This window comes from Roseivivax isoporae LMG 25204 (assembly GCF_000521865.1).
GTDB classification, from domain to species: domain Bacteria; phylum Pseudomonadota; class Alphaproteobacteria; order Rhodobacterales; family Rhodobacteraceae; genus Roseivivax; species Roseivivax isoporae.
Genome location: NZ_JAME01000005.1, coordinates 16,001 through 41,513, shown reverse-complemented (window position 1 = coordinate 41,513; position 25,513 = coordinate 16,001). Strand labels below are relative to the sequence as shown.

Annotated in this window: 27 protein-coding genes and 2 tRNA genes; 13 read left to right on the top strand and 16 right to left on the bottom strand. The window is 69.4% G+C overall.

The window, feature by feature from the left end:
- Positions 1 to 69: 69 nt before the first annotated feature.
- Both arsB and arsH read left to right on the top strand, forming a co-directional pair.
- A complete protein-coding gene (gene arsB / locus RISW2_RS04230; protein ID WP_043767121.1) occupies positions 70 to 1,083 on the top strand; it encodes an ACR3 family arsenite efflux transporter in 1,014 nt (337 codons plus the stop codon).
- Positions 1,084 to 1,175: 92 nt separating this feature from the next.
- The gene (arsH, locus tag RISW2_RS04225; RefSeq protein WP_043767119.1) at positions 1,176 to 1,886 is read left to right on the top strand and encodes an arsenical resistance protein ArsH; all 711 of its coding nucleotides are present in this window, start codon (positions 1,176 to 1,178) and stop codon (positions 1,884 to 1,886) included.
- Positions 1,887 to 1,938: 52 nt separating this feature from the next.
- On the opposite strand, the gene RISW2_RS04220 is transcribed toward arsH, so the two are convergent.
- The 3 genes from RISW2_RS04220 to RISW2_RS24470 form a co-directional block, all read right to left on the bottom strand.
- The gene (locus RISW2_RS04220; protein ID WP_043767117.1) at positions 1,939 to 3,240 is read right to left on the bottom strand and encodes an alpha/beta hydrolase family protein; all 1,302 of its coding nucleotides are present in this window, start codon (positions 3,238 to 3,240) and stop codon (positions 1,939 to 1,941) included.
- A 114-nt stretch (positions 3,241 to 3,354) separates the two neighbouring features.
- Complete coding sequence (locus RISW2_RS04215; protein WP_043767116.1) at positions 3,355 to 3,627, bottom strand: hypothetical protein; 273 nt, start codon at positions 3,625 to 3,627, stop codon at positions 3,355 to 3,357.
- A 121-nt stretch (positions 3,628 to 3,748) separates the two neighbouring features.
- A tRNA-Tyr gene (locus RISW2_RS24470) sits at positions 3,749 to 3,832 on the bottom strand.
- Positions 3,833 to 3,985: 153 nt separating this feature from the next.
- On the opposite strand from RISW2_RS24470, the gene RISW2_RS04210 reads away from it, so the two are divergent.
- Entirely contained in the window at positions 3,986 to 4,765 is a 780-nt protein-coding gene (locus RISW2_RS04210; RefSeq protein WP_043767114.1) for a TrmH family RNA methyltransferase, read from the top strand.
- A 17-nt stretch (positions 4,766 to 4,782) separates the two neighbouring features.
- On the opposite strand, the gene nusB is transcribed toward RISW2_RS04210, so the two are convergent.
- The 6 genes from nusB to RISW2_RS04180 all read right to left on the bottom strand — a co-directional run bounded on the left by nusB (position 4,783) and on the right by RISW2_RS04180 (position 10,228).
- A complete protein-coding gene (gene nusB / locus RISW2_RS04205; RefSeq protein WP_043767113.1) occupies positions 4,783 to 5,277 on the bottom strand; it encodes a transcription antitermination factor NusB in 495 nt (164 codons plus the stop codon).
- The gene (locus RISW2_RS04200) at positions 5,274 to 5,825 is read right to left on the bottom strand and encodes a 6,7-dimethyl-8-ribityllumazine synthase (protein ID WP_043767111.1); all 552 of its coding nucleotides are present in this window, start codon (positions 5,823 to 5,825) and stop codon (positions 5,274 to 5,276) included. Before RISW2_RS04200 ends, nusB begins: the two co-directional genes overlap by 4 nt.
- Entirely contained in the window at positions 5,825 to 6,952 is a 1,128-nt protein-coding gene (gene ribB / locus RISW2_RS04195; protein WP_043767109.1) for a 3,4-dihydroxy-2-butanone-4-phosphate synthase, read from the bottom strand. The genes RISW2_RS04200 and ribB overlap by 1 nt, the downstream gene beginning before the upstream one ends.
- A gap of 79 nt (positions 6,953 to 7,031) precedes the next feature.
- Positions 7,032 to 7,709, bottom strand: a complete 678-nt coding sequence (locus RISW2_RS04190) for an anti-sigma factor (protein WP_051491792.1) — start codon at positions 7,707 to 7,709, stop codon at positions 7,032 to 7,034.
- 375 nt (positions 7,710 to 8,084) lie between these two features.
- The gene (locus tag RISW2_RS04185) at positions 8,085 to 8,849 is read right to left on the bottom strand and encodes a COG3904 family protein (protein ID WP_043767108.1); all 765 of its coding nucleotides are present in this window, start codon (positions 8,847 to 8,849) and stop codon (positions 8,085 to 8,087) included.
- On the bottom strand, positions 8,846 to 10,228 hold the full coding sequence (locus RISW2_RS04180; protein ID WP_051491791.1) for an AAA family ATPase: 1,383 nt from the start codon (positions 10,226 to 10,228) through the stop codon (positions 8,846 to 8,848). Before RISW2_RS04180 ends, RISW2_RS04185 begins: the two co-directional genes overlap by 4 nt.
- A 152-nt stretch (positions 10,229 to 10,380) precedes the next feature.
- Here RISW2_RS04180 and RISW2_RS04175 point away from each other — a divergent pair, with 152 nt between their 5' ends.
- Positions 10,381 to 10,848 carry an MmcB family DNA repair protein gene (locus RISW2_RS04175; RefSeq protein WP_244437506.1) on the top strand — a complete coding sequence of 156 codons (468 nt, stop codon included), beginning with the start codon at positions 10,381 to 10,383 and terminating at the stop codon, positions 10,846 to 10,848.
- Here the strand turns inward: RISW2_RS04175 and RISW2_RS04170 are convergent.
- The gene (locus RISW2_RS04170; protein WP_043767106.1) at positions 10,826 to 11,026 is read right to left on the bottom strand and encodes a DUF6324 family protein; all 201 of its coding nucleotides are present in this window, start codon (positions 11,024 to 11,026) and stop codon (positions 10,826 to 10,828) included. The two genes, RISW2_RS04175 and RISW2_RS04170, sit on opposite strands and share 23 nt — an antisense overlap.
- A 104-nt stretch (positions 11,027 to 11,130) precedes the next feature.
- On the opposite strand from RISW2_RS04170, the gene RISW2_RS04165 reads away from it, so the two are divergent.
- Positions 11,131 to 11,613, top strand: coding sequence for a GNAT family N-acetyltransferase (locus RISW2_RS04165; protein WP_043767104.1), 483 nt, complete (start codon positions 11,131 to 11,133; stop codon positions 11,611 to 11,613).
- A 78-nt stretch (positions 11,614 to 11,691) separates the two neighbouring features.
- Positions 11,692 to 11,768 (top strand) — tRNA-His (locus RISW2_RS04160).
- Positions 11,769 to 11,799: 31 nt separating this feature from the next.
- Here the strand turns inward: RISW2_RS04160 and RISW2_RS04155 are convergent.
- Positions 11,800 to 12,102, bottom strand: a complete 303-nt coding sequence (locus RISW2_RS04155; protein WP_043767102.1) for a DUF6476 family protein — start codon at positions 12,100 to 12,102, stop codon at positions 11,800 to 11,802.
- Between RISW2_RS04155 and RISW2_RS04150 the strand changes: the two genes are divergently transcribed.
- The 3 genes from RISW2_RS04150 to RISW2_RS04140 all read left to right on the top strand — a co-directional run bounded on the left by RISW2_RS04150 (position 12,101) and on the right by RISW2_RS04140 (position 15,302).
- Positions 12,101 to 13,141, top strand: a complete 1,041-nt coding sequence (locus tag RISW2_RS04150) for an RluA family pseudouridine synthase (protein WP_043767099.1) — start codon at positions 12,101 to 12,103, stop codon at positions 13,139 to 13,141. The two genes, RISW2_RS04155 and RISW2_RS04150, sit on opposite strands and share 2 nt — an antisense overlap.
- Positions 13,142 to 13,315: 174 nt before the next feature.
- Positions 13,316 to 14,212, top strand: coding sequence for an RNA polymerase sigma factor RpoH (rpoH, locus tag RISW2_RS04145; RefSeq protein ID WP_043767097.1), 897 nt, complete (start codon positions 13,316 to 13,318; stop codon positions 14,210 to 14,212).
- 121 nt (positions 14,213 to 14,333) lie between these two features.
- Positions 14,334 to 15,302, top strand: coding sequence for a Gfo/Idh/MocA family protein (locus RISW2_RS04140; protein ID WP_043767095.1), 969 nt, complete (start codon positions 14,334 to 14,336; stop codon positions 15,300 to 15,302).
- 96 nt (positions 15,303 to 15,398) lie between these two features.
- On the opposite strand, the gene phaZ is transcribed toward RISW2_RS04140, so the two are convergent.
- On the bottom strand, positions 15,399 to 16,667 hold the full coding sequence (gene phaZ / locus RISW2_RS04135; RefSeq protein WP_043767094.1) for a polyhydroxyalkanoate depolymerase: 1,269 nt from the start codon (positions 16,665 to 16,667) through the stop codon (positions 15,399 to 15,401).
- Positions 16,668 to 16,779: 112 nt separating this feature from the next.
- Between phaZ and phaC the strand changes: the two genes are divergently transcribed.
- The 4 genes from phaC to phaR all read left to right on the top strand — a co-directional run bounded on the left by phaC (position 16,780) and on the right by phaR (position 20,698).
- Complete coding sequence (phaC, locus tag RISW2_RS04130) at positions 16,780 to 18,582, top strand: class I poly(R)-hydroxyalkanoic acid synthase (RefSeq protein WP_043767092.1); 1,803 nt, start codon at positions 16,780 to 16,782, stop codon at positions 18,580 to 18,582.
- A 141-nt stretch (positions 18,583 to 18,723) separates the two neighbouring features.
- Positions 18,724 to 19,182, top strand: coding sequence for a hypothetical protein (locus RISW2_RS04125; protein WP_043767091.1), 459 nt, complete (start codon positions 18,724 to 18,726; stop codon positions 19,180 to 19,182).
- Positions 19,183 to 19,489: 307 nt separating this feature from the next.
- Positions 19,490 to 19,966 carry a hypothetical protein gene (locus tag RISW2_RS04120; protein WP_043767089.1) on the top strand — a complete coding sequence of 159 codons (477 nt, stop codon included), beginning with the start codon at positions 19,490 to 19,492 and terminating at the stop codon, positions 19,964 to 19,966.
- Positions 19,967 to 20,152: 186 nt separating this feature from the next.
- The gene (gene phaR, locus RISW2_RS04115; protein WP_043767087.1) at positions 20,153 to 20,698 is read left to right on the top strand and encodes a polyhydroxyalkanoate synthesis repressor PhaR; all 546 of its coding nucleotides are present in this window, start codon (positions 20,153 to 20,155) and stop codon (positions 20,696 to 20,698) included.
- A 15-nt stretch (positions 20,699 to 20,713) separates the two neighbouring features.
- On the opposite strand, the gene RISW2_RS04110 is transcribed toward phaR, so the two are convergent.
- The 4 genes from RISW2_RS04110 to RISW2_RS04095 form a co-directional block, all read right to left on the bottom strand.
- Positions 20,714 to 21,904, bottom strand: a complete 1,191-nt coding sequence (locus RISW2_RS04110) for a DegT/DnrJ/EryC1/StrS family aminotransferase (protein ID WP_043767086.1) — start codon at positions 21,902 to 21,904, stop codon at positions 20,714 to 20,716.
- Between the two features lie 130 nt (positions 21,905 to 22,034).
- The gene (locus tag RISW2_RS04105; RefSeq protein ID WP_043767084.1) at positions 22,035 to 23,336 is read right to left on the bottom strand and encodes an NAD(P)/FAD-dependent oxidoreductase; all 1,302 of its coding nucleotides are present in this window, start codon (positions 23,334 to 23,336) and stop codon (positions 22,035 to 22,037) included.
- Between the two features lie 83 nt (positions 23,337 to 23,419).
- On the bottom strand, positions 23,420 to 24,781 hold the full coding sequence (locus RISW2_RS04100) for a glutamine synthetase family protein (protein WP_043767082.1): 1,362 nt from the start codon (positions 24,779 to 24,781) through the stop codon (positions 23,420 to 23,422).
- Positions 24,778 to 25,461, bottom strand: coding sequence for a type 1 glutamine amidotransferase (locus RISW2_RS04095; protein WP_043767081.1), 684 nt, complete (start codon positions 25,459 to 25,461; stop codon positions 24,778 to 24,780). The genes RISW2_RS04100 and RISW2_RS04095 overlap by 4 nt, the downstream gene beginning before the upstream one ends.
- Positions 25,462 to 25,513: the final 52 nt, after the last annotated feature.

Sequence of the window (25,513 nt, the reverse complement as noted above, 5' to 3'; positions counted from 1 at the left end):
ATCCCGGCCGCCAGAGGCACGGAGAAGGAGACCGACGTGACCCGAACGACCGACACTGCCCCGCCCGCAATGGGCGGGTTCGAACGCTGGCTGAGCCTCTGGGTCGCGCTGGCCATGATCGCGGGGATCGGGCTCGGGCAACTGGCGCCGGGCGTCGTGACGGCGATCGCCGGCGCCGAAGTGGCGCAGATCAACCTCGTGGTCGCGGTGCTGATCTGGGCGATGGTCTACCCGATGATGGTGGGCGTCGATTTCGGTTCGGTCGCGGGTGTCGCGCGGCAGCCGCGGGGGCTGATCGTGACGCTCGTCGTGAACTGGCTGATCAAGCCCTTCACCATGGCGGCGCTCGCGGTCCTGTTCTTCGAGGTCGTCTTCGCGCGCTTCATCGCCCCCGAGGATGCCGCGCAATACATCGCGGGGCTGATCCTGCTCGGCGCCGCGCCCTGCACCGCGATGGTCTTCGTCTGGTCGCAGCTCACGCGCGGGGACGAGACCTACACGCTCGTGCAGGTGTCGGTGAACGACCTGATCATGATCGTCGCCTTCGCGCCCATCGTGGCGCTTCTGCTCGGGGTGACCGAGATCGAGGTGCCGTGGGAGACGCTGGTGCTGGCGACGCTTCTCTACGTGGTGCTGCCGCTCGTCGCGGGCCTGCTGACGCGCCGGGCGCTCGGGTCGCCGGCGCGCATCGACGCCTTCACCGCGCGGGTCAAGCCGGCCTCGGTGGTGGGGCTCGTGGCCACCGTCGCGATCCTCTTCGGGCTGCAGGGCAGCGTCATCCTCGAGCGGCCGCTGACCATCGTCCTGATCGCCGTGCCGATCCTGATCCAGAGCTACGCGATCTTCGCGCTGGCCTACGGCGCGGCGTGGTGGCTGCGGGTGCCGCACCGCATCGCCGCGCCCTGCGCGATGATCGGCACCTCGAACTTCTTCGAGCTCGCGGTGGCGGTCGCGATCAGCCTCTTCGGCCTCAATTCGGGCGCCGCCCTCGCCACGGTGGTGGGTGTCCTCGTGGAGGTCCCGGTCATGCTGTCGCTCGTCGCCTTCGCCAACCGGACCCGTGCCCGGTTCCCCGGGGCCTGAGCCATGGCCACGATCCTGCACGCGTCCCGCACCGCCGCGATGTCGACCTTGTCGGCCGCATGCCCCCCGAATGACCGCGAGAGGGTGATCCCATGACAGACCTTCCGAACATCGATCCGGCGCACCTGCATCCGGTCGATCCCGCGGACTACGCCGCACCGGACGACGACGGCCATCCGCCGCGTATCCTCGTCCTCTACGGATCGCTGCGCGAGAGGTCCTATTCCCGCCTCGCCGCGGAGGAGGGCGCGCGGCTCCTGCGGCGCTGGGGCGCCGAGGTGCGGTTCTTCGATCCGCGCGACCTGCCGCTGCCCGACGGCGCGGCTGCCGACCACCCCAAGGTGGCCGAGCTGCGCGACCTCGCCACTTGGTGCGAGGGGATGGTCTGGTCCTCGCCCGAGCGGCACGGGGCGATGTCCGCGGTGTTGAAGGCGCAGATCGACTGGATCCCGCTCTCGCTCGGCGGCGTGCGGCCGACGCAGGGCAAGACGCTCGCGGTGATGCAGGTCTGCGGCGGCTCGCAGAGCTTCAACGCGGTGAACCAGATGCGCGTCCTCGGCCGCTGGATGCGCATGGTCACCATTCCGAACCAGTCCTCGGTCCCGAAGGCGTGGGACGAGTTCGACGAGGCGGGGCGGATGCGGCCCTCGCCGCTCTACCTGCGCATCGTCGACGTGATGGAGGAGCTGGTGAAGTTCACCTACATGGTGCGCGGTAGACAGGCGGCGCTGACCGACCGCTATTCCGAACGCGTCGAGAGCGCCGCGGATCTGTCGCGGCGGGTCAACCAGTCGCGCCTGTGACGGGTCCCGGCCACGGCATCGGGCGCCGCGGCCGGGAAGGTGCTGCCGCCGGTCACTCCGCCTGGCGCGCCTCGAAGCGCAGCTTCATGGCCGTACGGTTGGGGAACCCGGTCCAGTAGGTGTGGTCCGCGTCGGGCGTGCCGTCCTCGCCCGTCGACCAGGTGCCGTCCTCGGCGGTCTCGACGAGGTCGAGGTAGCCCGCGCGCGTCTCGTCCCCCTTGAGGTGCAGGTCGAGGAACACCGTGGCGAAATGCTGCAGGATGTTGTTCATGCGCACGTTGTCCCACACCGCGTCGGCGTAGTGGTCGAAGGGCGCGCGGCCCAGCGCGTCGGACACCTCCCACGCTTCCGCCGGTGCCGGCATCGGCGCCGCAGCGTTGTGGTTCGCGCCCTCGAAGGTCAGCAGGTGGCGGTTCGTGCCGCTCGTCTCCTCGAAGATCTCGCGGATCGAGTCGTATTCGGACACGTCGTCCGCTCCGCCCGCCACGAGAAGGAGCGGCTTCTCGAGCGTGGCGAGGCCCTCGGCGTCCCAGAAGTCGGTGTTGCGGCCCCAGGGCCCGATGGCCACGAGCGCCTTGACGCGCGGGTCGACGAGCGCCGCGTGCTCCGCGCTGCCCGCCTGGTTGCGCGCGAGGAGACGCTGCGGCGGCACGAACCGTTCCGGTTCGGTGCGCGTGACCGCCGCCTCGGTGACGCCGGCGCCGCCGAAGATCAGGGCGCCGTAGCCGCCCATGGAATAGCCGACGACGCCCGTGCGCTCCGCATCGGTGATGGCGCCGAGATCGTCGTCGAGCGCGGCCATGCTCTCGACCACGAAGGCCTGGTCCACCGGGCGGTTCACGAGCGTCGAGGCAAAGGCGCCGAGATCGGAATAGGTGCTGTCGGGATGGTCGACCGACACCGCGACATAGCCCTTGGACGCGAGGTTCTCGCCCATATGCGCCATGAGGAACCGGTTGCCCGGGTAGCCGTGCGAGATCACAACGAGCGGGAACGACCCCTCGGCCGGCGCGGCGTCGCGGGCGGCCATGCCGGTGAGCGTCACGGAGGTCATGCCGTCGCGCAGGATGGCGTCGTAGGTGCCGCCGGGCTCGGTGCCCTCGGCCGCGGGGTAGAACGCCTCGACCGTGATCTCGCGCGGGGCCACGGGCGGCGTGCCCTCGGCAGTGGTGTTCACCACGTCGATGCGGTCCTCGTCGGTGAAGGTCAGCGTGCGCACGCCGACGACGTACTGCCCGTGCGCGGCCAGTTCGGGCGCGTCGGGACGCACGAGGTCGATGGCGTTCTCGGCCTGTGCCGCCTGCGCGAGGGCCGCGCCGGCGATCAGTACGGCGATCCGGGGTCCGGGTGTCATGGGGTCATCCTCCGTTTCCCCGGACCATGACCCGCGGGGCGGGGGGCTGCAAGCGCATGACACACGCGGTGCGTGTGCGCGCGGGCTGGAGGATCGCCGTCTTCGTCCCGGCGTTCAGGAGGCCGGGAGGTAGAGCAGGACTCGCCGGTCGCGCCGCGTGGCCGAGAGATAGGCCGCCCGGGCTGCCTGCAGCGCCTCGATCGCGCGGAGCCGGGCCTCGTAGGCGCGCCGCACCCGCGATCCGGCCTGGCCCGTGCGGAACACCATCCCCTCGTGAACCTCCGGCACGAGCGACCGGGCGTCCCGGACGAGCAGCAGGAACATCATGTCGGCCTCGGCCCAGCGCCGGTAGGCGCGGACATAGAGCCGCCTCGCGTTTCGCGACATCGGATCAACCCCTCCTCTGCAGATGGGGCGAGCATGCCGCGGCGCGTGCGGGGCCGCGTTGATCCACCGCAAAGTCGCGTCACGACCGCGTGAACGGGTGCCGGTTCGCAAAGAGGGAGAGTGGTGGGCGACCCTGGAATCGAACCAGGCATGGGTCTCCCCGGCGGATTTACAGTCCGCTGCCGCACCTTGCAGCTCGTCGCCCACGCGGCGGCGGGCAGAGCCCGTCGCAAGCGTGAGCGCGTCCTTACAAGCGGCCCCCCGAGGCGTCAAGAGGTGCGCGGGCGAAATGTGCCGGCCCGGCTTGCGTGCGGGGCGGCGGGGTGCCAGAGGGAAGGGGACGACTGGGGGACGGGCGATGAAGAAGCCGAAATGGGTCATCGAGAAGGAGCAGGCCAAGCGGGCGGCGGCGGCCGAGACCGTGTGGCTGTTCGGCCTGCACGCGGTGCGCGATGCCCTGGCGAATGAGCGGCGCGAGCGGCTGCGCCTGATCGTCACGCCCAACGCCGAGACCAAGCTCCGCGCGGCGATCGACGAGGCCGGCATCGTGCCGGAGGTCAGCGATCCGCGACGGTTCGCGGCACCGCTCGACCCGGGATCCGTGCACCAGGGCGCGGCGCTCGAGGTGCGGCCGCTCGACTGGGGCCGGCTCGAGGACGTGGCGCAGGGCGACGGAACACGGCCGCCGCGGGTCGTGCTGCTCGACCGCGTGACGGACCCGCACAATGTGGGCGCGATCCTGCGCTCGGCCGAGGTGTTCGGCGCGCGGGCCGTGATCGGCACCCGCCACCACGCGGCACCCGAGACCGGCGCGCTGGCCAAGACCGCGTCGGGCGCGCTCGAGCGGCAGCCCTACCTGCGCGAGCGCAACCTCGCGGACGCCATGGAGCGGCTGAGGGCGATGGGCTACGTGCTGCTCGGTCTCGATGGCGAGGCCGACGCACGGATCGAGGACGCGGTCGAGGCAGCGGGCACCCGGCCCGTGGGCCTCGTCCTCGGGGCCGAGGGGCCGGGCCTCCGGCCACGCACGCGCGAGATGTGCGACCGGCTTGTCCGGATCGACTATCCGGGCGGGTTCGGCTCGCTGAACGTCTCGAACGCTGCCGCGGTGGCGCTCTACGCCGCGACGCGCGGCTGAACGGCACAACAACGCGGTCAGAAGCTGTCGGGCTTCGCCTCGCGGGCCATGTGGTCGAGCACGCCGTTGACGAACCGGCTCTCGCGGCCGTCGGGATAGAACGCCTTCGCGATCTCGACATATTCGACGATCACCACCTTGGGCGGGGTGTCGGTGGCCACGAGTTCGGCGCCCGCGGCGCGGAAGAGGGCGCGGAGCGTGGGGTCGATGCGCTCGATCGGCCACTTGGCCACCAGCGCCCGGTCGGTCATCTGGTCGATGCGCGCCTGCCAGTTCACCGCCTCGTCGAGCACCAGCCGGAAATGGTCGACGTCGCCGTCGATCATCTCGGCGCCGTCCTCGAGCTCGAGCCCGAAGCGGTGGGCGAGGAATTCCTCGCGCACCTGGTCGGCCGACAGGTCCGAATGTTCCATCTGGAAGAGCGCCTGCACCGCGTGCAGCCGGGCGGCCGAGCGGCGCAGTTTCCTCATCTCGCGCGCGTCGGGCGCGGCGCTGGAGGGGTCGGTGGTCATGCGGTCGAGGGTCCTTCGCTGTCGCCGGCGACGATGGTGTCCTCGCGCGGGGCGCGGAAGCCGACGCCCTTGCGCGAAGCGCCCCACTTGCGCGAAAGCGCGACCAGATGCAAGGCCGCCGCGGCGGCACCGCCACCCTTGTTCTGGCCGTCGGGATCGGCGCGGACCTCGGCCTGCGGCATGTTCTCGACCGTCAGGATGCCGTTGCCGATGCAGAGGCCCTGCAGCCCCAGCAGGGTGAGCCCGCGAGAGCTGTCGTTGCAGACGGTGTCGTAATGCGTGGTCTCGCCTCGGACGACGCAGCCGAGCGCCACGTAGCCGTCGAAGTTCGCCAGCCGCCCGGCTATGCCGATGACGGTCGGGATCTCGAGCGCGCCGGGCACCTCGATCGTCTCGTGGGTGCCGCCCGCGGCCTCGATCTCGGCCCGGGCACCGGCCACGAGGCCGTCTGCGATCGCCCGGTAGTAGGGGGCCACGACGATCAGGATCTTCGGACCGGTGTCGAATTCCGCGCGCGGCAGCGTGTAATGCTCGTGGGAGGAGGCCATCAGCCGAGCTCCGATATCTGGCGGGTGCCGACGATCTCGAGCCCGTAGGCGTCAAGGCCCACGACGCGGGGGGTCGGCGAGTTGGTGAGGAGCACGAGCTTCGACAGCCCGAGCGACGACAGGATCTGCGCGCCGAGGCCGTATTGCCTGAGCGTCTTGGGGCTGACCGTGTCGGGCACGTCGAGCTTCATCGCGGTGTCGCGCAACAGGACGACCACGCCGCGGCCTTCCTTCGACACGGCTTCCATGCAGTCGCGGAACTCGTCGGCGCGGCCGCGCGGGCCGGTGCCCACGACGTCGAGCATCGGGTCCATGGCATGCATGCGCACCAGGACCGGCTCGGGCGTCGACACGTCGCCCTTGATGAGCACGATGTGTTCGTCGCCGTGCGTGGTGTCGGAATAGATCCGCATCCGCCACTCGCCGCCGAATTCCGAGCGCACCGTCTCTTCCTTCTGGACGCGCACGAGGTTGTCGTGGCGCCGCCGGTAGCCGATCAGGTCGGAGATCGTGCCGATCTTCAGCCCGTGGCGCTGCGCGAAGGCGACGAGTTCGGGCAGCCGCGACATGCTGCCGTCCTCGTTCATGATCTCGCAGATCACGCCCGAGGGGTTCAGCCCGGCGAGCCGCGCGATGTCGACGGCCGCCTCGGTGTGGCCGGCGCGCACGAGCACGCCGCCGTCCTTGGCGCGCAGCGGGAAGATGTGGCCGGGCGTCGCGATGTCCTGCGGGCCCTTGGAGCGGTCGATCGCGACCTGAACGGTGCGCGCGCGGTCCGCGGCCGAGATGCCGGTGGTCACGCCCTCGCGCGCCTCGATCGAGACCGTGAACGCGGTCTCGTGGCGCGACGAATTGTTCGAGGACATGAGCGTGAGGCCCAGCTCGGCGATCCGGTCGGAGGTCATCGAGAGACAGATCAGCCCGCGGCCGTGGGTCGCCATGAAGTTGATCACGTCCGGCGTGGTCCACTGTGCGGGAATCACGAGATCGCCCTCGTTCTCGCGGTCCTCGTGGTCGACGAGGATGAACATCCGCCCGTTCCGCGCGTCCTCGATGATCTCCTCGACCGAGGAGATCGCGTCGCGCCAGTTCTCCTCGACCGGTCCGGGGTTCTCGTAATCCGTCATGTGCGCTCCGTCTCCTGCCCCGCGCGAGATAAGCCAGCGAGTCCGGAATGACCAGTGCCGAGATGGGGCGCGAGGGGGCTCAGATCGGCGCGAATTCCGCGCTGGCGAGCACGGGCCCGGTGGGAAGCCCGGTGGGCGACCCGCCTTCGGGTTCCGCACTGACGGCGAGCGCGAGGGGGCCCGCCGCCGCGGCGAGGTCGCCGGGCAGGGCCAGCCGGTGCTCGCCCGGTCCGTCGAGGAGGCCGAGAGCGACAGGCGGCGCGCCCTCGGCAAGAAGCCAGAGCTCGAGCGTGCCGGAGGCGGGCGGGCTGCCCGACAGGACGAGGAGGCGCAGATCCTCGCCGCGCGGCGGGCGCAGCGCGACCAGGTGCAACCCGTGCCCCGCCGCGACGAGGTCGGCGAGGAGCGCGGGTGCGGGTGGCGGGCGCCGCCCTTCCCAGGCCAGAAAGCCCGCGGCGGCCAGCGCCGCGATGGTCAGCCCGCGCCACGGCGCGGCGCGGTGCCAGAGCCCGGCGTCATGTCCGTCGCTGAAGAGGCGCGCCATGAGCCGGCGCCGCACGCGGCGCGCGGGCTTTTGCGGGGGTACCGCGTCGGTGAGGGGGACAAGCCACTCGGTCCAGCGCCGCACCGCGTCGCGGAGCGTCGGGTCGCGTTCCATCCGCTGTTCGAAGGCGGCGTGTTCCTGCGGTCCGAGCAGCCGCAGAACGTATTCCGCGGCAGGCGCGGCCGGGTCCGGTGGGTCGGCTGTGTCCTGCATGGTCTCGTGGTTCCGATGTCGCTGGCAGGCGCGGCCCGCCCGGATCGTTCCGGGCCATCGACGCGCGCGCCATGACGTGAGCCACGCGAATCCCGCGGACGGAGTTTCAGGAGCGCCGCGGGCGCCAGCTGTCAATAAGGGAGAGGAAGGCGGCGGGACCACCACAACCGTGTGGTTATCTCATTCCCGAGGACCTGTATATACAGGTGGGCGCCAGGTAACCGGACCAGGGCCCGGACAGAGCCAGCTCCCTCGGAATTGCTTAAGGCCACCGGAATGCAACCGTGAACGAGAAGGGCAGAACCCGCCTGCGCAGGAGCTAAGCGCTGCGGAGCCCTGCGGCAAGAGGGGCGCGCGAAGATTCCGTCGGGCGCGTCAATCCTCCTCCGCCCCGGCCTCGGGGAGGAAGCCGTAGCGTTCGAGTTCCTCGGGCAAGAGCACGTAGATTTCGTCGGGCGGGGTCGAGAGCGCGTGGGTCATCACCATGGGGTCGATGCCCATCTCGTCGAGGTAGTCCATGACGTCGGCCTGGCCCCTCTGGATGTCCTCGACCGCGAACCGCGCGGGCAGGAGGGTGCTCTCGCCGAAATAGTGCTGGTGGACACCCACGGCGGCATCCTCGGCGATCTCGCGGGTCGCACCGCCGGCGAGGATGTAGGGACAGGCGGAATAGCAGAACTCGCCCGCGAGCATGCGCGTGCCGATGCCCGCGCGGCGGAGCCCCCGGCCGATCGCGAGCGCGTCGGTCACCGATCCGCCCGGCGATTGCAGGATCAGCGTCTCGGGCGGCGGCTGCAGCTCCTCGAGCCGGTCGAGGATGCGTGTCGCGTCGCCCTCGGCCACGCCGCCCTCGAGCCGCCAGGTGGCGCCGTCCTCCTGCGTCAGGACCAATTGCCCGGGCAGGTCGCCCGGGTCGCGCGCGGGCTCCGTCGCGGGGCGCGGCCGGGTCGGCGCGAAGGTGCGGCGCTGGTCCCCGGGCCGCACAGGCTCGGTCAGCTCGGGCGCATCGGGTCCGAAGCCCGGCAGTCGCAGCCCGCCGCCGTTCCGTCCCATGTCGCCCCAGATCAGGAGCGCGCCGATGCCCAGCTGGAAGATCAGCACGCCCTTGAGGACGCGGCCGATGTCTGGCCGCGCGCTCACGGGCGCGTGCCGGTCATGGGCTTCACCTCGCTCACCGGGCGGTCCTCGCGCGGCGGCTCCGGCGCGTCAGGCGCGCGCGCAGGCTCGGGCGCGGCCGGCGGTGCCGGTGCCGTCGCGGCCGGCATGGACTGCATGGCGCCGTCCATGTCGCGCAGCGCCGCCATGGCCGCGCGCAGCTCGGCGAGGGTCAGGCTGTCCTCGATCCCGGTGCCCTCGCGGCCCGCGCGGATCGCGGAATGCGTGACGGCGAGGATGAAGACCAGCACCGCCGGCAGCAGGTCGATGGCGATGGCGCCGGCCCAGGACGGCACGAAGTTCCGCGCGTAGAGGATCACCGCGTCCGCCGATGAGATCGGCGTGTAGGTGACCTCGGCCGCCGGCGCCATGTCCTGCACGTTCTGCGCCGCGCTCTCGAGCGTCTCGGCGCGGCTCGCCAGCACGTCGAGCACCGAGGTGATCGTGGCCTGCTGGCTGCCGCGGCTTTCCTCGGTGCCGCCGTCCAGCTCGGGCAGCACGACCGAGGCTGAAAGATCCTGCGCGGCGCGTTCCACCAGCGGCGCGACGGAGAGCTGCCTGAGCCGCGTGATCAGCCCCTGCAGGCGCACGGCAGCCTCGGAGAACTCGACCGACCGCGCCTCGACGCTGCCCTGTTCCACGGTCAGCGCGCGCATCCGGCTCAGGACCACGTTGCCCTCCGCGAAGGCCTGCTCGACGAGCGGTGTCTGCGACGAGATCTGCTCCTGCAGCGCCGCCAGCTCCTCGGACTTCTGGCGCAGGACGCGGAACACGGCGCCGCGGCCGGCAAGGCCCGAAAGTCCGCCCTCGGCCTCCTGTTCGGAGAGATCCGCGAAGCTCTGCCGCACGCGCGCCACGTCGCGTTCGAGCGCCTGGCCGGACAACGCGACCTCGTGCGCCCGTTCGAGGCTCGCCTGGTAGTCCTGCACGGTCTTGGCGAGGTGCTGTTCGACCGCCGCGGAGCCCGCGAGCGCCGCCGCGTTCAGCCATGACGACATGGCGACTATGGCGAGCGACCCGACGCCCATCGCGACGAGCAGCCCGATCCGCGCGCCCGCCGAGCGCACCGCCGGGAAGAGCCGCATGAGGTAGGACCAGAACACGAAGATGCCGACCGACACCGCGACGGAATAGGCGATCGCGGCGAAGACCGACATCGCGCCGTTGTCCTCGAGCAGCGAGGAGACCCCGAGATAGGTGTAGATGCCCGAGGCGACCGACAGCACGCCGAGCGCGGTGCCCGAGAACGTCTCGAGCCAGGAGACGTGATCCTCGAGTTCGCGGGCATGCGCGACGCCGCGGGCCTCGGCACGGGTCAGGCGGGGGCGGTGCGCTGCCTCCGCGGGCTCGGTCGGGTCGGTCATTGAGGTCCTCGATGGCAATGCGTCGGGCGTCGCGTCCGCGGGCGCGATGCCACAACGTAGGTGCAGAGGCGGTCGCGCGCAAAGACGCTTGCGGAAAAGTGTTCCCTTGCGGATGTTCCGTCAATGTTCTTTACTGCGGTGCCATGACCGGAATGGCGCACACGCTCCCGACGACGATGATGCCCGGCCAGCTGTTGGCACGCGGCGTGGCGCGGCACCTCGCGCTCGCCCACGGCTTTGCCTGCGTCGAGGAATTCGTGCCGGACCGCGGCCTGCGCGTCGACGTCATGGCGCTGGGCCCCAAGGGCGAGATCTGGATCGTCGAGTGCAAGTCGAGCCGTGCCGATTTCATGGCGGACGGCAAGTGGCAGGGATATCTCGACTGGTGCGACCGGTATTTCTGGGCGGTGGACGAGGCGTTCCCGACGGATCTGCTGCCCGACGGCACGGGCCTGATGATCGCCGATGCCTTCGATGCAGAGGTTCTGCGCATGGCGCCTGAGAGCAAGCTGCCCGCGGCGCGGCGCAACGTCCTCGTGCGCAAGATGGCCTTTCACGCGGCGCGGCGCCTGCAGACGCTGCGCGACCCGGACGCGGTCAGCGCTTGGACTTCGGCTTGACTTTGCGCGCGGCGGCCGCGGCGGCGCGGATTTCCTCGCCGATCTCCTCCGCTTCCTCGGGCGAGAAATCCATCGGGATCTCGAGCCCGTCGGCGGCGATGAACAGGCGGACCATGCCCTGGTCGGTCGGACCGATCTGCAGGTTCGCCTCGATGTCGCGTTCGGTGTTGATTCCCATGGCGGGCGTCTCCGGCTGAGGCCGCGGGGCGGGTCCCGCGGTGCCGGCGGATCTACGGTCGGGACCGCTGGAAATCAAGCGGCCAAGGTGCTTTGATCCGTACGATGAGCGTGACGTTCCGCGATATCGTCCCCTCGGACGCCGATTGGCTGGTGCCGGCGCATGCCGTTCACTACGCGCGCGAAGAGGGCTTCGACGACACCTTCGGGGCGCTCGTCGCCGACATCCTCGCCGCGTTCCTGCGCGAGCGCGACCCGGACCGGGAACGCGCCTGGATCGCCGAGGAGGACGGGCGCCCGCTCGGGTCGATCTTCTGCGTCCCGCTCGACGAGCATACCGCCAAGCTGCGGCTGTTCCTGCTGCTGCCCGAGGCGCGCGGGCGCGGGCTCGGACGGCAGATGCTGGCGCTCTGCACCGAGTGGGCTCGGGCGCGCGGCTATGCGCGGATGGTGCTCTGGACTCACGAGAGCCATCGCGCGGCCTGCGCGCTGTATGCCCGCACCGGCTGGTCGCTCGAATCGTCAAAGCCGGTCCACAGTTTCGGTCAGGACCTCGTCGAGCAGCACTGGTCGATCGCGCTGCGCTGAGCCGCGAAAAACCCAGCGGAACGGGTGCCGGAACGGGGTTGCATCGCTCGGCCCGTGGCGCTATTCCGCGCGGACAGTGCCGCCTTAGCTCAGTTGGTTAGAGCGCTAGATTGTGGATCTAGAGGTCCCCCGTTCGAGCCGGGGAGGCGGTACCACCCTTCCAGCATATGTCACAAAGTCGTTCGGTCAGGGGGCCTGATCGATGCGGACGCGCTGGCGCAGCGCGCCGGTCAGGCGGTCGAAGATCACGATCTCGTCCCCGTCGGTCACCACGGCGACCCAGTCGTCGCCCAGGGTTACGGCGAGGGCGCGGGCGCCGTCGGGCAGGGTGATCTCTTCGGGAAGGGGCGGCGCGGGCGCGCGCAGGCGGATGACAAGCAGCGTCGCCACCGTTATCACGCCGACGATCATGACGGCCGTCAGTACCGTGACGAGCGTCTTCAGGTAGCGCAGTTCCGGCGGTGGGGCCGGGTCGGGAGTGTCGTCCATGCCCAGGCAGGTCCTTCGGGTAGTCATCGGGGATGCGCCGCCGCCGCGCCTTGATAAGGCGCTGGCGCGCGATGTGCCAGAGCAGGCGGCCCTGTCGCGCACGCGGCTCGCCCGGCTGATCGCCGAGGGCGCGGTGCGCCGCGCGGGCATCGTGCTGGACGACGCCAAGGCCGCCGTCGCGGCCGGCGATGCCATCGAGATCGAGCTGCCCGAGGCACGCACGCTCGAAACGAAGCCGGAGCCCATCGCGCTCGACATCCGGTTCGAGGACGACGACCTCCTCGTCGTGAACAAGCCCGCGGGCATGGTTGTGCACCCCGCGCCGGGCACGCCGGACGGCACGCTGGTCAACGCGCTCCTGCACCATTTCGACGGCAACCTGTCGGGGGTCGGCGGCGCCCTGCGGCCAGGCATCGTGCACCGGATCGACAAGGATACGAGCGGGCTGCTGGTGGTGGCCAAGTCCGACCGGGCGCATCACGGGCTCGCGGCACAGTTCGAGGCGCACGATGTCGACCGCGCCTATCTCGCCGTCTGCCACGGGATGCCGGATGGCGGCGACCCGCGGCTGCGGGGCCTGCGCGGCGTGTCGGTCGAACCGGGCGGCGTCGTGCGCGTGGCCACCGGCCTCGCGCGGCACCGCACCGACCGGCAGAAGCAGGCGGTCTATTTCGGCGCGGGCCGGCACGCGGTGACGCGGGCACGGGTGCTCGAAAGCTTCGGGGTGCCGGCGGCGGCGGCCCTGCTCGAATGCCGGCTCGAGACCGGGCGCACCCACCAGATCCGCGTGCACATGGCCCATGCCGGCCACGCGCTGCTGGGCGACCCGGTTTATGGCGGGCGTCGGCGGGCGAGCGTCAAGGCGCTGGGGCCCGCGGGCGCCGCGGCGGCGGACGGGTTTCCCCGGCAGGCCCTGCATGCCGCGCGGCTCGGCTTCGTGCACCCGGCGAGCGGCGAGACGCTGAGCTTCGAGGCGGATGTGCCCGAGGACCTGCGCACGCTCATCGACGTGCTGCGCGCCGGTTCGGGTCCACACTGAAACACACAGCACGGGTGCTTGAGAGCACTGAAATCGGGGATCACCCGACGGGCGCATGCGTTATATCCGTGTAAACCGAAGGCGGGCGACGCTCGCTTGAAACCCCGGGCGCGCGACCCCATCTGGATGTTAAAGTGGTAAACATCCACGCGCCCCGACTATGGAGGGATGGTCATGAGCAATTACGGCAATCTTCCCGCGCCGTCCCCGGAAGCGGGCCTGAGCCGCTACCTGCAGGAAATCCGGAAATTCCCGCTCCTCGAGCCGGAACAGGAATACATGCTGGCCAAGCGCTGGGTCGAGGACCAGGACACCGAGGCCGCGCACCAGCTCGTCACCTCGCACCTGCGGCTCGCGGCCAAGATCGCCATGGGTTATCGCGGCTACGGCCTGCCGCAGGCCGAGGTGATCTCCGAGGCGAACGTGGGCCTGATGCAGGCGGTCAAGCGGTTCGATCCCGAGAAGGGGTTCCGCCTGGCGACCTACGCGATGTGGTGGATCCGCGCCGCGATCCAGGAATACATCCTGCGGTCGTGGAGCCTGGTGAAGCTCGGCACGACATCGGCCCAGAAGAAGCTGTTCTTCAACCTGCGCAAGGCCAAGAGCCGCATCGGTGCGCTCGAGGAAGGCGACCTGCGTCCCGAGCAGGTGGAGCGGATCGCGACCGACCTCGGCGTGACCCATGACGAGGTGATCTCGATGAACCGCCGCCTTGCCGGGTCGGACGCGTCGCTGAACGCGACCGTCGGACAGGAAGGCGAGGGGTCCATGCAGTGGCAGGACTGGCTCGAGGACGAGGACGCGAACCAGGCGCAGGACTACGAGGCGCGTGACGAGCTCGAGGCGCGCCGGGCGCTCCTGGCCGAGGCGATGGACGTCCTGAACGACCGCGAGAAGGATATCCTGACCAAGCGCCGGCTGTCCGACCAGCCGATGACGCTGGAGGACCTGTCGGGCGAATACGACGTGAGCCGCGAGCGCATCCGCCAGATCGAGGTGCGCGCGTTCGAGAAGCTGCAGAAGCGCATGCAGGAGCTCGCGCGCCAGCAGGGGATGCTGGCCACGACCTGATCCGCGACACCCCCGAACGACACGAGACGCCGGTCCCGCGAGGGACCGGCGTTTTCGCTTTGCACTCGGGCGGACGGACGGAAAGAATGCCCCCGGAACTCGATATCGAAAGGGGGCCGCCATGGCCGATCACGTTCGCTGGGGCATCCTCGGCGCCGCAAACTTCGCGCTGACGCAGATGGGTCCGGCGATCCACGCCGCCCGGGGCGGCGCGCTGACCGCGCTCGCCACGTCGACCGCCGGAAAGGCTGCGCCCTTCGCCGACTTCGCTCCCGGCCTCATGGTTTTCAACGACTACGACGCGCTGCTGGCGAGCGAGGACATCGACGCGGTCTACATCCCGCTGCCGAACAGCCTGCACGTGGAATACACCCGCAAGGCGCTGGAGGCGGGCAAGCATGTTCTCTGCGAGAAGCCGCTCGCGATGGAGGCCGGGCAGTTCGACGACCTGATCGCGCTGCGCAACCGCACCGGCCTGCTGGCGGCCGAGGCCTACATGATCGTGCACCACCCGCAATGGCAGCGCGCCAAGGCGCTCTACGAGGACGGTGCGATCGGGCGGCTCGTCGCGGTGAACGCGGCTTTCAGCTACAACAACCCCGATGCGTCCAACATCCGCAACCGGCCGGAGATGGGCGGCGGCGGCATTCCCGACATCGGCGTCTACACCTACGGCTCCACCCGCTTCGTGACCGGGGAAGAACCCGAGGAGGTTCTGTTCGCCGACATTGCGCGCGAGAACGGCGTCGACGTGCGCGCCCACGTGGCGGCGCGGTTCCCGTCGTTCCTGTTCACCGGCTACACGTCCATGCGCATGGCGCCCTATCAGGAGATGGTGTTCCACGGCGAGCGCGGCATCCTGCGGCTGACCGCACCGTTCAATCCCATGGTCTACGGCCAGGCGATGGTGATCCTGCAGGATTCGGAACAGCGCGTGACGACAGAGCGTTTCCCGCGGGACAATCACTACGTGCGGCAGGTGGAGGCATTCAATTCCAGCGTGCGCGACGGGACGCCCTATCCCTGTCCGCTGGAGTTCTCGCGCGGCACCCAGGCCATGATCGACATGGTCTTTGCCGCCGAGCGCTGAGACGCCGCCGCGCGCCAGGGGAGGGGCGCGATGGCACGGGATGGTTCAGGTCGGCTGGATGGCCGCGCGCCCGCCGGACCGGGCGCGCGCATGGCGTCAGTTGACGACGGTCAGCCCGCTGCGGGGCAGGGGGCCCTCGGAATTGCGCCCGATGAAGTCCAGCACCAGCGGCCGGATGTTGTTGCGCCAGCTCTTGCCCGCGAAGATGCCGTAATGGCCCGCGCCGGGCTCGAGGTGGCTCGCCTTCTTCTCGGCCGGAAGGCCGGTCAGGAGGTCGAGCGCCGCGATGCACTGGCCCGGCGCCGAGATGTCGTCGTTGGCGCCCTCGACCGTCTTGACCGCCACGGTGGTGATCTTGCCGATGTCCACGCGCTTGCCCTCGACGGAGAAGACGTTCCGCGCGATCTCGCGGTTCTTGAATATGCGCTCGACCGTCGAGAGGTAGAACTCGGCCGGCATGTCCATCACGGCGAGGTACTCGTCGTAGAACTTGTTGTGCGGGTCGTAATCCGACGCCTCGCCCCGTGCCACGCGCAGGATCTGCTCGGTGAAGGCGGAGGAATGGCGGTCGGCGTTCATCGACATGAAGGACGCGAGCTGCAGCAGGCCGGGATAGACCCGTCGCCCGACGCCCGCATGCTTGAAGCCGACGCGCTGGCACATCGTCTCCTCGAGCTGGCCCATGGTGACGCGCCGGCCGAAATCGGTGACGTCGGTCGGCGTCGCGTCGGGGTCGATCGGCCCGCCGATGAGCGTCAGCGTCCGGGGCTGCGCCTCGGGCGCCTCCTCGGCGAGGTAGGCGGTCGCGGCGAGTGTCAGCGGCGCCGGCTGGCAGACCGCGATCACGTGGGTGTCCGGGCCCAGATGCTTCATGAAGTGAACGAGATAGAGGGTGTAATCCTCGACGTCGAACTTGCCCGCGCTGACCGGAATGTCCCTCGCATTCTTCCAGTCGGTGACATAGACTTCACAATTGACGATCAGGGATTTGACGGTCGAGCGGAGGAGCGTCGCGTAATGGCCCGACATCGGTGCCACGAGCAGGATCTTGCGCGGCTGCGGGGCGCGTCCGGCCACCTCGAAATGGATCAGGTCTCCGAAGGGAAGCTGCACCACGGTGCGCGGATGGACCAGGTGATCGCGTCCGTCGTCGCAGGTGAAGCTGCCGATGCCCCAGTCGGGCTTGGCGATCATGCGTTCGAACGTGCGCTCCGTCACCTCGCCCCATGCCGCCATCCAGCGGATCATCGGGTTCGGAAGCAGCGCGAAATGCGGGTAGGATGCGATCGTTCGCGCCGTAGCGCCGAGCCACTGGTTCGTGTTGCGGATGGTTTCCATCAAATCGTAAGTGGCCATGTAGCGCATGGTTTGCCGCTCCTTTCCCCGAACCGGAGCCCGGGCCATGAGGTCGCTTCGCTTGTCCGGCGGCCGGCGACCGTTTCTGCACAGCAGCGAATCTTAGGGGGGAACGCCTCGGATGACAACTGAGATGAAAGCAGCAGACGCCAACAGCGAAAGGCTGAAAGCAAATCTCAAGCGGGTCGAGGAACTGTCCCAGCGCCTGATCGGCGCCATGGCCCAGAAGAAGATGGTGAACCCGTCCCTGAGCGGCCCGAGCCAGGAGCTCTATGCCAAGGCGCTGACAGCGTACTGGCAGGAATGGATGCAGAACCCCGCCAAGGTGATGGAGCACCAGATCGAGTACTGGTCGAAATCGGTCACGCATTTCGTCGAGGCACAGCAGGCGCTGGCCAAGGGCAAGCTGCAGGCGCCCGAGGATCCGGGTCCGCGGGACCGCCGGTTCGCCAACCCGCTCTGGGACAGCCATCCCTATTTCAACTTCATCAAGCAGCAATACCTGATCAACTCGCAGGCGATCGAGCAGGCGGTCGCCGACATCGAGGACATGGAGCCCAAGGAGAAGCGGCGGCTCAAGTACTTCACGCGGCAGATCGTCGACATGATGGCGCCCACGAACTTCCTCTCGACGAATCCGGACGCGCTCGAGAAGGCGATCGAGACCGAGGGCGAGAGCCTCGTGAAGGGGCTCGAGAACCTCATCAGCGACCTCGAGGCCAACAACGGCGAGCTGGTCGTGCGGCTGGCGGACGAGGAAGCCTTCCGGATCGGCGAGAACATCGCCACCGCCGAGGGCGAGGTGGTCTACCGCAACCGCATGATGGAGCTGATCCAGTACGCGCCCACCACGGACAAGGTGAAGGAGACGCCGATCGTCCTCTTCCCGCCGTGGATCAACAAGTTCTACATCCTCGACCTCAAGCCCGCGAACAGCTTCATCCGCTGGGTGGTCGACCAGGGCTACACCCTGTTCGTGGTCAGCTGGGTCAATCCGGACGTCGCCTATCGCGACGTGGGCCTCGACCAGTACATCGAGGAGGGTTACCTCGAGGCGATCCGCGTGGCCCGCGAGGTCACCGGCCAGGACCGGGTGAACGCGATCGGCTACTGCATCGCGGGCACCACGCTGGCGCTGACCCTCGCGCTGATGAAGCGCCGGGGCGACAAGTCGGTGAAATCCGCGACCTTCTTCACGACGCTGACGGACTTTTCGGACCAGGGCGAGTTCACGCCGTTCCTGCAGGACGATTTCGTCGACGGGATCGAGGCGGAGGTCGAGCGCTCCGGCATCCTGAAATCGTGGATCCTGGGGCGGACCATGTCGTTCCTGCGCTCGAACGACCTGGTCTACGGGCCCGCCATCAAGTCCTACATGATGGGCGAGACGCCCCCCGCCTTCGACCTGCTCTACTGGAACGGGGACGGGTCGAACCTGCCGGGCCGCATGACGGTGCAGTACCTGCGCAAACTCTGCCAGGACAACGCCTTCATCGAGGGGGGCGTGGACCTAATGGGCGAGAGGCTGCAGATCGGCGACGTCGACCTGCCGCTCTTCGCGGTGACCTGCCAGAACGACCACATCGCCGCGTGGAAGGACTGCTACCGCGGCATGTCGCGGACCGGATCGCGCAACCGCGTGTTCCTGATGTCCGAATCGGGGCACGTCGCCGGGATCGTCAATCCGCCCTCGCGGGACAAGTACGGCCACTACGTGAACGACGATCTCACCGGCAGCGCCGACGAATGGCTCGAGGGCGCGACCTATCACAAGACGTCCTGGTGGCCGGTCTGGGAAAGCTGGCTGTCCAAGCGGTCGGGCAAGTGGGTCGAGCCGCGTGCGCCCGGCAGCGCGGAGCACCCGCCGATCTGCCCGGCGCCCGGCGAATACGTCAAGGTGAAGGCGCAGCGGTCGAACCGCTGAGCCGCTTTCCCCTGCGTCAGCACTTTTTTGCTGCGGCGCAGCAACGGGGCTTGAAATGCTGCGCTGCAGCAGGCATATTCACGTCAGCTTAGGAACAACCGGTGGGGTGGGCCCGCCGCTCTGAAGCAAAGGGTGAATGACATGGCTGCCAAGACGCAAGACTTCGCATCGATGATGAAAGACATGATGGGCGCCTTCCCGGTGGATACCGCCGCGATGGAAGATGCCTTCAAGACCACCGCGACGCTCAACGAGAAGCTGTCGGGCGTGGCTCTCGAAGCCGCGGAGAAGTCGACCGAGATTTCCGCCAAGTGGACCAAGGACACGCTGACCCGGCTCAGCGAGATGTCCAAGGCGAAGGCGGAGCCGGCCGACTATGCGAAGGCGATGACCGATTTCGCGTCGGCGCAGGCCGAGATGACCGCCGAGCACATGGCGGCCTATGCCGAGATCGCGAAGAAGGTCCAGATGGATACCGTCGAGCTGATGATGGCTGCCGGCAAGGACATGACCGAGGACGCCGCCGCCGCGATGAAGAAGGCGACGACGGACATGACCGCCAACGCCAAGAAGGCCACCGCCGCGGCCACCGCGAAGTGACCTGACGACAGATTGCGCCACACCTCCTCCCATTCGTGGCGCGATTCTCTGGCGGGCTCGTAAGAGCCCGCCTTTTTTGTGCCCGGGCACCCGGAAAGGTTGCTGTGCGAGCGCGGCATTTCGGGCGGCGCGAACACGCTCACGCTGCGTCTATGTATTACAACAAGCTGAATTTAAATGATAAAAATTATGCTGCAACGCAGCAAAAATTCCTTGAAACGACTCGCGCCAAGGCCCATATCGGTGGTGGATGACGCGGGGGCACCCGCCAGCACACCGCCGCAGACGCACTGAAAGGAGACCGATCATGGTCAAGCAGACGCAGAACTTCGAAACGATGATCCAGGACGCCATGAACGCATTTCCGGTCAAGGCCGACGCGTTCGAGAACGGCTTCAAGCACGGCGCCGAGCTGAACGAGACGCTGACGAACATCGTCGTCGACGCCGCCGGCCGCAGCACCGAGCTGAGCGCCCAGTGGACCAAGCAGACGCTCGCCGACACCGCCGAGCTGACCCGCGCGAAATCGGACCCGGCCGCCTATGTCGAGGCGATGAGCCGCTTCGCCACCGCGCAGACCGAGGCCGCGTCCGAGCGGTTCATGCAGTTTGCCGAAGTCGCGAAATCGGCGCAGCTCGCGACGGTCGAGGCTCTGATGTCGGCTGGCAAGACCTGGACCGATGCCGCCGAGGCCGCACCGAAGAAGGCCGCGACCGCGACGAAGCGCGCGGCAAGCGCCGCGGCCGCCGCACCGGCTGCCGCTGCGGACGCTGCGTCCAAGTAAACGCGCATAAGGGCGCGCGGTGCGGTCCCCCGGGATCGCCCGCGCACCGCCCCGCTTGCACAGGCGCACCGCCCCGGCGGCGCGCCTTTTTTTGCATCGGCAGCGCGGGATGCACGAATTCCTTGCAGGTGCGGCAAGGGCTGGCCTAAGGTTTTCTGCACCTGCTCTGTCGATGGGAGTCCGACCGTGTCCGACGCCGAAAAGCCGCTTCTCATAAAGCGTTACGCGAGCCGCCGGCTCTACAACACGGAAACCAGCGACTACGTCACGCTCGAGGACATCGCGGGCTTCATCCGGGAGGGGCGCGACGTCAAGATCGTCGACCTGAAGTCCGGCGACGACCTGACGCGGCAATACCTCCTGCAGATCGTGGCCGAGCACGAAAGTCGCGGCGAGAGCGTGCTGCCGATCAACGTTCTGACCGACCTCGTGCGCAGCTACACCACGCAGGCGACCTCGGTCGTGCCGCAATTCCTCGCTGCGAGCTTCGAGATGTTCCGCGACAGCCAGTCGAAATGGGTCGAGAACATGAGCTCGATCAACCCGATGGTGAAGATGCCCGGATTCGAGGCCATGCAGGCGCAGCAGGAGGCCTTCCTCAAGGCGATGACCGGCGGCAACGCGGGCTGGCCGAGCGGACCCAAGGACGAACGCGAAGAGGGTGAGGATCTCGACGAGATCAAGCGCCAGCTCGCAGAGCTGCAGCGCAAGCTCGCGCGCATGAACAAGTAGCGCACGCGGGACCGCTCAGGTCCCGTAGGCGCGCACCTGTCCCATCACCAGATCCGCGGCGGCGATCAGCACGTCGGCGACGGCGTCGCAGTCCTGCAGCGACAGCCGCGCGGGCAGGCGGGTGTCGCAGGCGCGCATGAGCATGGCGCGGGTCTGTGGCAGCTCGGGCAGGTCGGGAATGAACGTCCAGTTCCAGAAGGCCCGGGCATTGTCGCGGCTCATGCCGAAGACCTGCACCTTGACGCCGCTCGCCTCGGACGCGGCGGCGAAGGCCGTGACCTCCTCGTCCGACATGCCCACAAGGTTGAACTGGAGCGAGTCCGGCGCGCGCTGCTCGGGCCCGAGCTTTTCGGGCACCCGCAGCCACGGCGAGGCCGCGAGCCGTGCCGCCACGTGGTCGTGGTTGCGCCGGCCGCGGGCCACCCGCTCGGGGATCAGCGGCAGCTGCGGCCGGATGACCGCGGCGGACAGGTTCGACAGCCGCGTGTTGTAGAGCGGCAGCCGGTTCTGCCAGCGCGCGAAGGCCTCGTGCAGGACCGGGTGCTTCTTCCAGTTGTGCTCGTAGGCGCCCGACATGATGACCGCGCGCGCCATGAGGTCCGCGTCGTCGGTGACGAGAAGCCCGCCCTCGCCGGCATTCACGAGCTTGTAGCTCTGGAAGCTGAAGCAGCCGATGCGCCCGATCGTGCCGATGGTGCGCCCGCCCCAGGTCGTCCCCAGCGAATGGGCGGCGTCCTCGATCACCGGGACGCCGGCGGCATCGCAGAGCGCCATGATGCGGTCCATGTCCGAGGTGTGGCCGCGCATGTGGCTGATGAGGACGGCATCGACGCCCGGCAGCTTGGCCGCGAAATCGTCGAGGTCGATGCGGTAATCCTCGCCCACCTCGCAGAGCACCGGCCGGCATTCCGCGTGCAGCACGGAGGACGGCACCGCCGCGAAGGTGAAGGCCGGGATCATGACCCGCGCGTCGCGCGGCAGCCCGAGCGCCTTCATCGACAGGAACAGCGCGGCCGAACAGCTCGAGACCGCGAGCGCGTAGCGCGCGCCCAGCAGGTCGGCGAATTCCTGTTCGAGGAGCGCCACCGGGCTCGCCGCCTCCGACGTGTAGCGGAACAGGTCGCCCGACAGCATCAGGCGCTCGATCTCGGCACGCGCGGCCGCCGGGATGGGCTCGGCCTCGTGCATGTCGGGGATCAGGGTCATGTCCGCGTCCTCGTGAAAATCCTCCGAACGTCTTAAAGCGGGCCGCGCGATGCGCCAAGTCCTAACGGACCGGGCGACATCGGGCCGCAACCCGGGCGTGGCGCCGCTGCGTCAGGCGGGGCGTCCGCGCTCAGAGCCCGAGCCGGTCGCGCAGGGCGAACCAGCTCATGGCGAGCGCGAGGAGCGGCGCGCGCAGCGTCGTGCCGCCGGGAAAGGCCGGCGCCGGCACTGCGGCCAGCGTGTCGAAGCCCGAGGCGTCGCCGCGGAGCGCCTCCGCCATCAGCCGCCCGGCATGGACGGCGGTGCCCACCCCGTGGCCCGAATAGCCCGAGGCCGACAGCACTCCCTGCGCCGGGCGCCCGAGATAGGGCAGCCGCTTCATGGTGATGGCGAGGGTTCCGCCCCAGGCATAGTCGAGCCGCACGTCCTTCAGCGTCGGGAACACCTTGAGGAGCGGCGCGCGCACCGTCCGCCGGATGTCGGGGAAACGGTAGCCGTAGCTCTCGCCGCCGCCGAACAGCAGGCGTCCGTCGTGGCTCATGCGGAAGTAGTTCACGACGAAGCGCGCGTCGGCCACCGCGATGTCGCGGGTCAGCACCTCGGCCCGGCGCTCGCCCAGGGGTTCCGTCGCCACGATGAAGTTGTTGATGGGCATGACCCGCGCCGCCACACCGGCATCGAGGCTGCCCAGGTAGCCGTTCGCGGCGAGGATCACGTGGTCGGCGGTGACGGTGCCGCGGTCGGTCTCGACGCGCGGCCGCGTCCCGGGCACCACGCGGGTCACGTGCGTGCCCTCGTGGATGCGCGCACCCGCGCCCGCCGCCGCGCGGGCGAGCCCGAGCGCGAGCCGAAGCGGGTGCAGGTGCGCGGCGTCGGTGTCGACGATCCCGCCGCAATAATCCGGCGAGGGGCAGATCGCACGCCAGCTGTCGCGGTCGTGCACCTCGCAGGCGGTGTAGCCGTAGCGGTCCGCCAGATGCGCGGCGTAGCGGTGCAGTCCGCGCACCGAGGCGGCATCCGACGCCGTCCAGGCCACGCCGGGCGTCAGGTGGCAGTCGATCCCGTGGCGCGCGACCAGGTCCTTCACCAGCCGCTTGGCATCCTCCGCCAGGTCCCAGAGCCGGTCGGCCGCGTCCGCCCCCACCATCTTCTCGAGTGCGAGCTGGTCCTGCCGCTGGCCGGAGCCGAGCTGCCCGCCATTGCGTCCCGACGCGCCGAAGCCCACCCGGTGCGCCTCGACCAGGACCACGTCGAACCCCGCCTCGACGAGGTGCAGCGCCGCCGAGAGCCCGGTATAGCCCGCGCCCACCACGCAGACATCCGCGCGCGCGTCGCCGTCGAGGGGCGGGAAGGGCGGCAGCGCCTCGGCCGTCTCGGCATACCAGCTCGGCGGGTATTCCCCCCGCCGGTCGTTGGAAAAGAGAAGGTCCACTTGCGCCCCCTGCTTCTTCTTGGTGGAATTATCCCGGGACAGGCGAGGGCAGAGCCTTCGCCTGTCCCGGTGCGGCCTTCGGCTCAGACGTTGAGCAGCAGGTGCTCGCGTTCCCACGGGCTGATCACCTGCAGGAACTCCTCGTATTCGGCGCGCTTCACGATGGAATAGACGCGCGCGAACTCCTCGCCCAGCACGCCGTGCAGCGCCTTGGCCGCATCGAAGAGGTCGAGCGCCTGGCCCTGGACGCGGGGGATGTCGCCCTCGCCCTCGTAGGCATCGCCCTTGAACTGCTTGGACGGCCAGCGCTCCTCCATGAGGCCGAGATAGCCGCAGGCAAGCGAGGCCGCGATCCCGAGATAGGGATTGCAGTCCATGCCCGCCAGGCGGTTCTCGACCCGCCGGCTCTCGGGGCCGGACAGCGGGATGCGGATGCCGGTGGTGCGGTTGTCGCGTGCCCATTCGAGGTTGATGGGCGCCGCGTGGTCGCGCACGTAGCGCCGGTAGGAGTTCACGTAGGGGGCGAGCACCGCGATGGCCGAGGGCAGGTGCGTCTGCAGGCCGCCGATGAAGTGGAAGAAGGCGTCGGTCTCGCCGCCCTGCGGCCCCGAGAAGATCGACCGCCCGGTCTCCATGTCGTTGACCGAATGGTGCACGTGCATGGCCGATCCCGGCTCGTCGGCGATGGGCTTCGCCATGAAGGTGGCAAAGCAGTCGTGCCTGAGCGCCGCCTCGCGGATGAGCCGCTTGAAGTAGAACACCTCGTCGGCAAGCCTGACGGGGTCGCCGTGGCGCAGGTTGATCTCGAGCTGCCCCGCGCCGCCTTCCTGCGTGATGCCGTCGATCTCGAATCCCTGCGCCTCGGCGAAGTCGTAGATGTCGTCGATCACCGGCCCGAACTCGTCCACGGCGGTCATGGAATAGGCCTGACGCGCGGCGGCCGGCCGGCCTGTCCGCCCCATCATCGGCGCGATGTCCTTGGCGGGATCGGTGTTGCGCGCGACGAGGTAGAATTCCATCTCTGGCGCCACCACCGGCTGCCAGCCCTGCCGGTGGTAGAGCTCGACCACCCGCTTCAGCACGTTGCGCGGCGCGCAGGCGATCGGGCGGTCCTTGCGGTCGTAGGCGTCGTGGATCACCTGCAGCGTCCAGTCGCCGGTCCAGGGCGCCGCGGTGGCGGTGCCCATGTCGGGCCGCAGGATCATGTCGCGCTCGATGAAGCCCTCGGCCTCGTCCGCGGCCTCGCCCCAGTCGCCGGTGATGGTCTGGTAGAAGATCGAGTCGGGCAGGTGGAAATATTTCTGCCGCGCGAACTTGGACGCGGGCACCGCCTTGCCGCGCGCGATGCCCGGCAGGTCGGCGATGATGCACTCCACCTCGTCGAGCCGTCGTCCCTCGAGATAGGCGCGGGCGGCATCGGGCAGCTCTTCGGTCCAGTCGCTCATGCGAGGCTCCGGGTCTTGAGGAAACGGGCAAGCTGGTCGCCCACGGCGGCCGCGCCCGTGGACTGGCCGAGCCGCGCGCGCGCCGCGTCGAGCAGCGCGTCGGGCACCGTGCCGCGGCCGCGGCTGTCGATCAGGTCGCGCGTGAAGGCGTCGGTGAACTCGGGATGCGGCTGCACCGAATAGGCGCGGCCCGCATAGAGCAGCGCGGCGTTGGCGCAGAAGTCGCTCGAGGCCACCACCTCGGCCCCCTCGGGCGCGGCTGTCACCTGGTCCTGGTGCCAGGCCGTCACCGCAAGCGGACCCTCGGGAAAGTCGTAGACCTGCGGCCCGACCGACCAGCCGGCCGGGAACTTCTCGACCCGGCCGCCGAGCGCCTGGGCGATGATCTGGTGGCCGAAGCAGACGCCCACCAGCGGACGCTCCGCCGCGACGATGTCGCGGATCAGCGCCTCGAGCGGCGGGATCCAGGGGTGGTCCTCGTAGGCGCCGTGGCGCGAGCCGGTGATGAGCCAGCCCTCCGCCGCCTCGGGGCCGTCCGGAAAGGCGCCCTCGACCACGCGCCACGCCTCGAACTCGAAGCCGTGCCCGTCGAGGAGCCGCGCGTAGAGGTCGGGATAGTCGCCATGTGCCGAGATCAGGGTGTCGGGCAGGAGGCCGGTCTGCAGGATGCCGATTTTCATGGGTCACCGATGTGGATTGCGCGGACGGTAGGGAAGGGACCGCGTCGGGGCA

Bases quoted from the DNA above. Each gene is read 5' to 3' on its own strand.
- nusB (WP_043767113.1), bottom strand. From the start codon at position 5,277: ATGACCACCGACCCCTCCAGCGCCGCGCCCGACGCGCGCGAGATGAGG.
- RISW2_RS04125 (WP_043767091.1), top strand. From the start codon at position 18,724: ATGGCTGCCAAGACGCAAGACTTCGCATCGATGATGAAAGACATGATG.
- RISW2_RS04140 (WP_043767095.1), top strand. From the start codon at position 14,334: ATGGCCGATCACGTTCGCTGGGGCATCCTCGGCGCCGCAAACTTCGCG.
- ribB (WP_043767109.1), bottom strand. From the start codon at position 6,952: ATGACGGATTACGAGAACCCCGGACCGGTCGAGGAGAACTGGCGCGAC.
- RISW2_RS04100 (WP_043767082.1), bottom strand. From the start codon at position 24,781: ATGAGCGACTGGACCGAAGAGCTGCCCGATGCCGCCCGCGCCTATCTC.
- RISW2_RS04210 (WP_043767114.1), top strand. From the start codon at position 3,986: ATGAAGAAGCCGAAATGGGTCATCGAGAAGGAGCAGGCCAAGCGGGCG.
- RISW2_RS04175 (WP_244437506.1), top strand. From the start codon at position 10,381: ATGGCGCACACGCTCCCGACGACGATGATGCCCGGCCAGCTGTTGGCA.
- rpoH (WP_043767097.1), top strand. From the start codon at position 13,316: ATGAGCAATTACGGCAATCTTCCCGCGCCGTCCCCGGAAGCGGGCCTG.
- RISW2_RS04190 (WP_051491792.1), bottom strand. From the start codon at position 7,709: ATGCAGGACACAGCCGACCCACCGGACCCGGCCGCGCCTGCCGCGGAA.
- RISW2_RS04200 (WP_043767111.1), bottom strand. From the start codon at position 5,825: ATGGCCTCCTCCCACGAGCATTACACGCTGCCGCGCGCGGAATTCGAC.
- RISW2_RS04150 (WP_043767099.1), top strand. From the start codon at position 12,101: ATGCCCAGGCAGGTCCTTCGGGTAGTCATCGGGGATGCGCCGCCGCCG.
- RISW2_RS04095 (WP_043767081.1), bottom strand. From the start codon at position 25,461: ATGAAAATCGGCATCCTGCAGACCGGCCTCCTGCCCGACACCCTGATC.
- RISW2_RS04180 (WP_051491791.1), bottom strand. From the start codon at position 10,228: ATGACCGACCCGACCGAGCCCGCGGAGGCAGCGCACCGCCCCCGCCTG.
- RISW2_RS04165 (WP_043767104.1), top strand. From the start codon at position 11,131: ATGAGCGTGACGTTCCGCGATATCGTCCCCTCGGACGCCGATTGGCTG.
- phaZ (WP_043767094.1), bottom strand. From the start codon at position 16,667: ATGCGCTACATGGCCACTTACGATTTGATGGAAACCATCCGCAACACG.
- RISW2_RS04220 (WP_043767117.1), bottom strand. From the start codon at position 3,240: ATGACACCCGGACCCCGGATCGCCGTACTGATCGCCGGCGCGGCCCTC.
- RISW2_RS04215 (WP_043767116.1), bottom strand. From the start codon at position 3,627: ATGTCGCGAAACGCGAGGCGGCTCTATGTCCGCGCCTACCGGCGCTGG.
- arsH (WP_043767119.1), top strand. From the start codon at position 1,176: ATGACAGACCTTCCGAACATCGATCCGGCGCACCTGCATCCGGTCGAT.
- arsB (WP_043767121.1), top strand. From the start codon at position 70: ATGGGCGGGTTCGAACGCTGGCTGAGCCTCTGGGTCGCGCTGGCCATG.
- RISW2_RS04170 (WP_043767106.1), bottom strand. From the start codon at position 11,026: ATGGGAATCAACACCGAACGCGACATCGAGGCGAACCTGCAGATCGGT.
- RISW2_RS04155 (WP_043767102.1), bottom strand. From the start codon at position 12,102: ATGGACGACACTCCCGACCCGGCCCCACCGCCGGAACTGCGCTACCTG.
- phaC (WP_043767092.1), top strand. From the start codon at position 16,780: ATGACAACTGAGATGAAAGCAGCAGACGCCAACAGCGAAAGGCTGAAA.
- RISW2_RS04120 (WP_043767089.1), top strand. From the start codon at position 19,490: ATGGTCAAGCAGACGCAGAACTTCGAAACGATGATCCAGGACGCCATG.
- RISW2_RS04110 (WP_043767086.1), bottom strand. From the start codon at position 21,904: ATGACCCTGATCCCCGACATGCACGAGGCCGAGCCCATCCCGGCGGCC.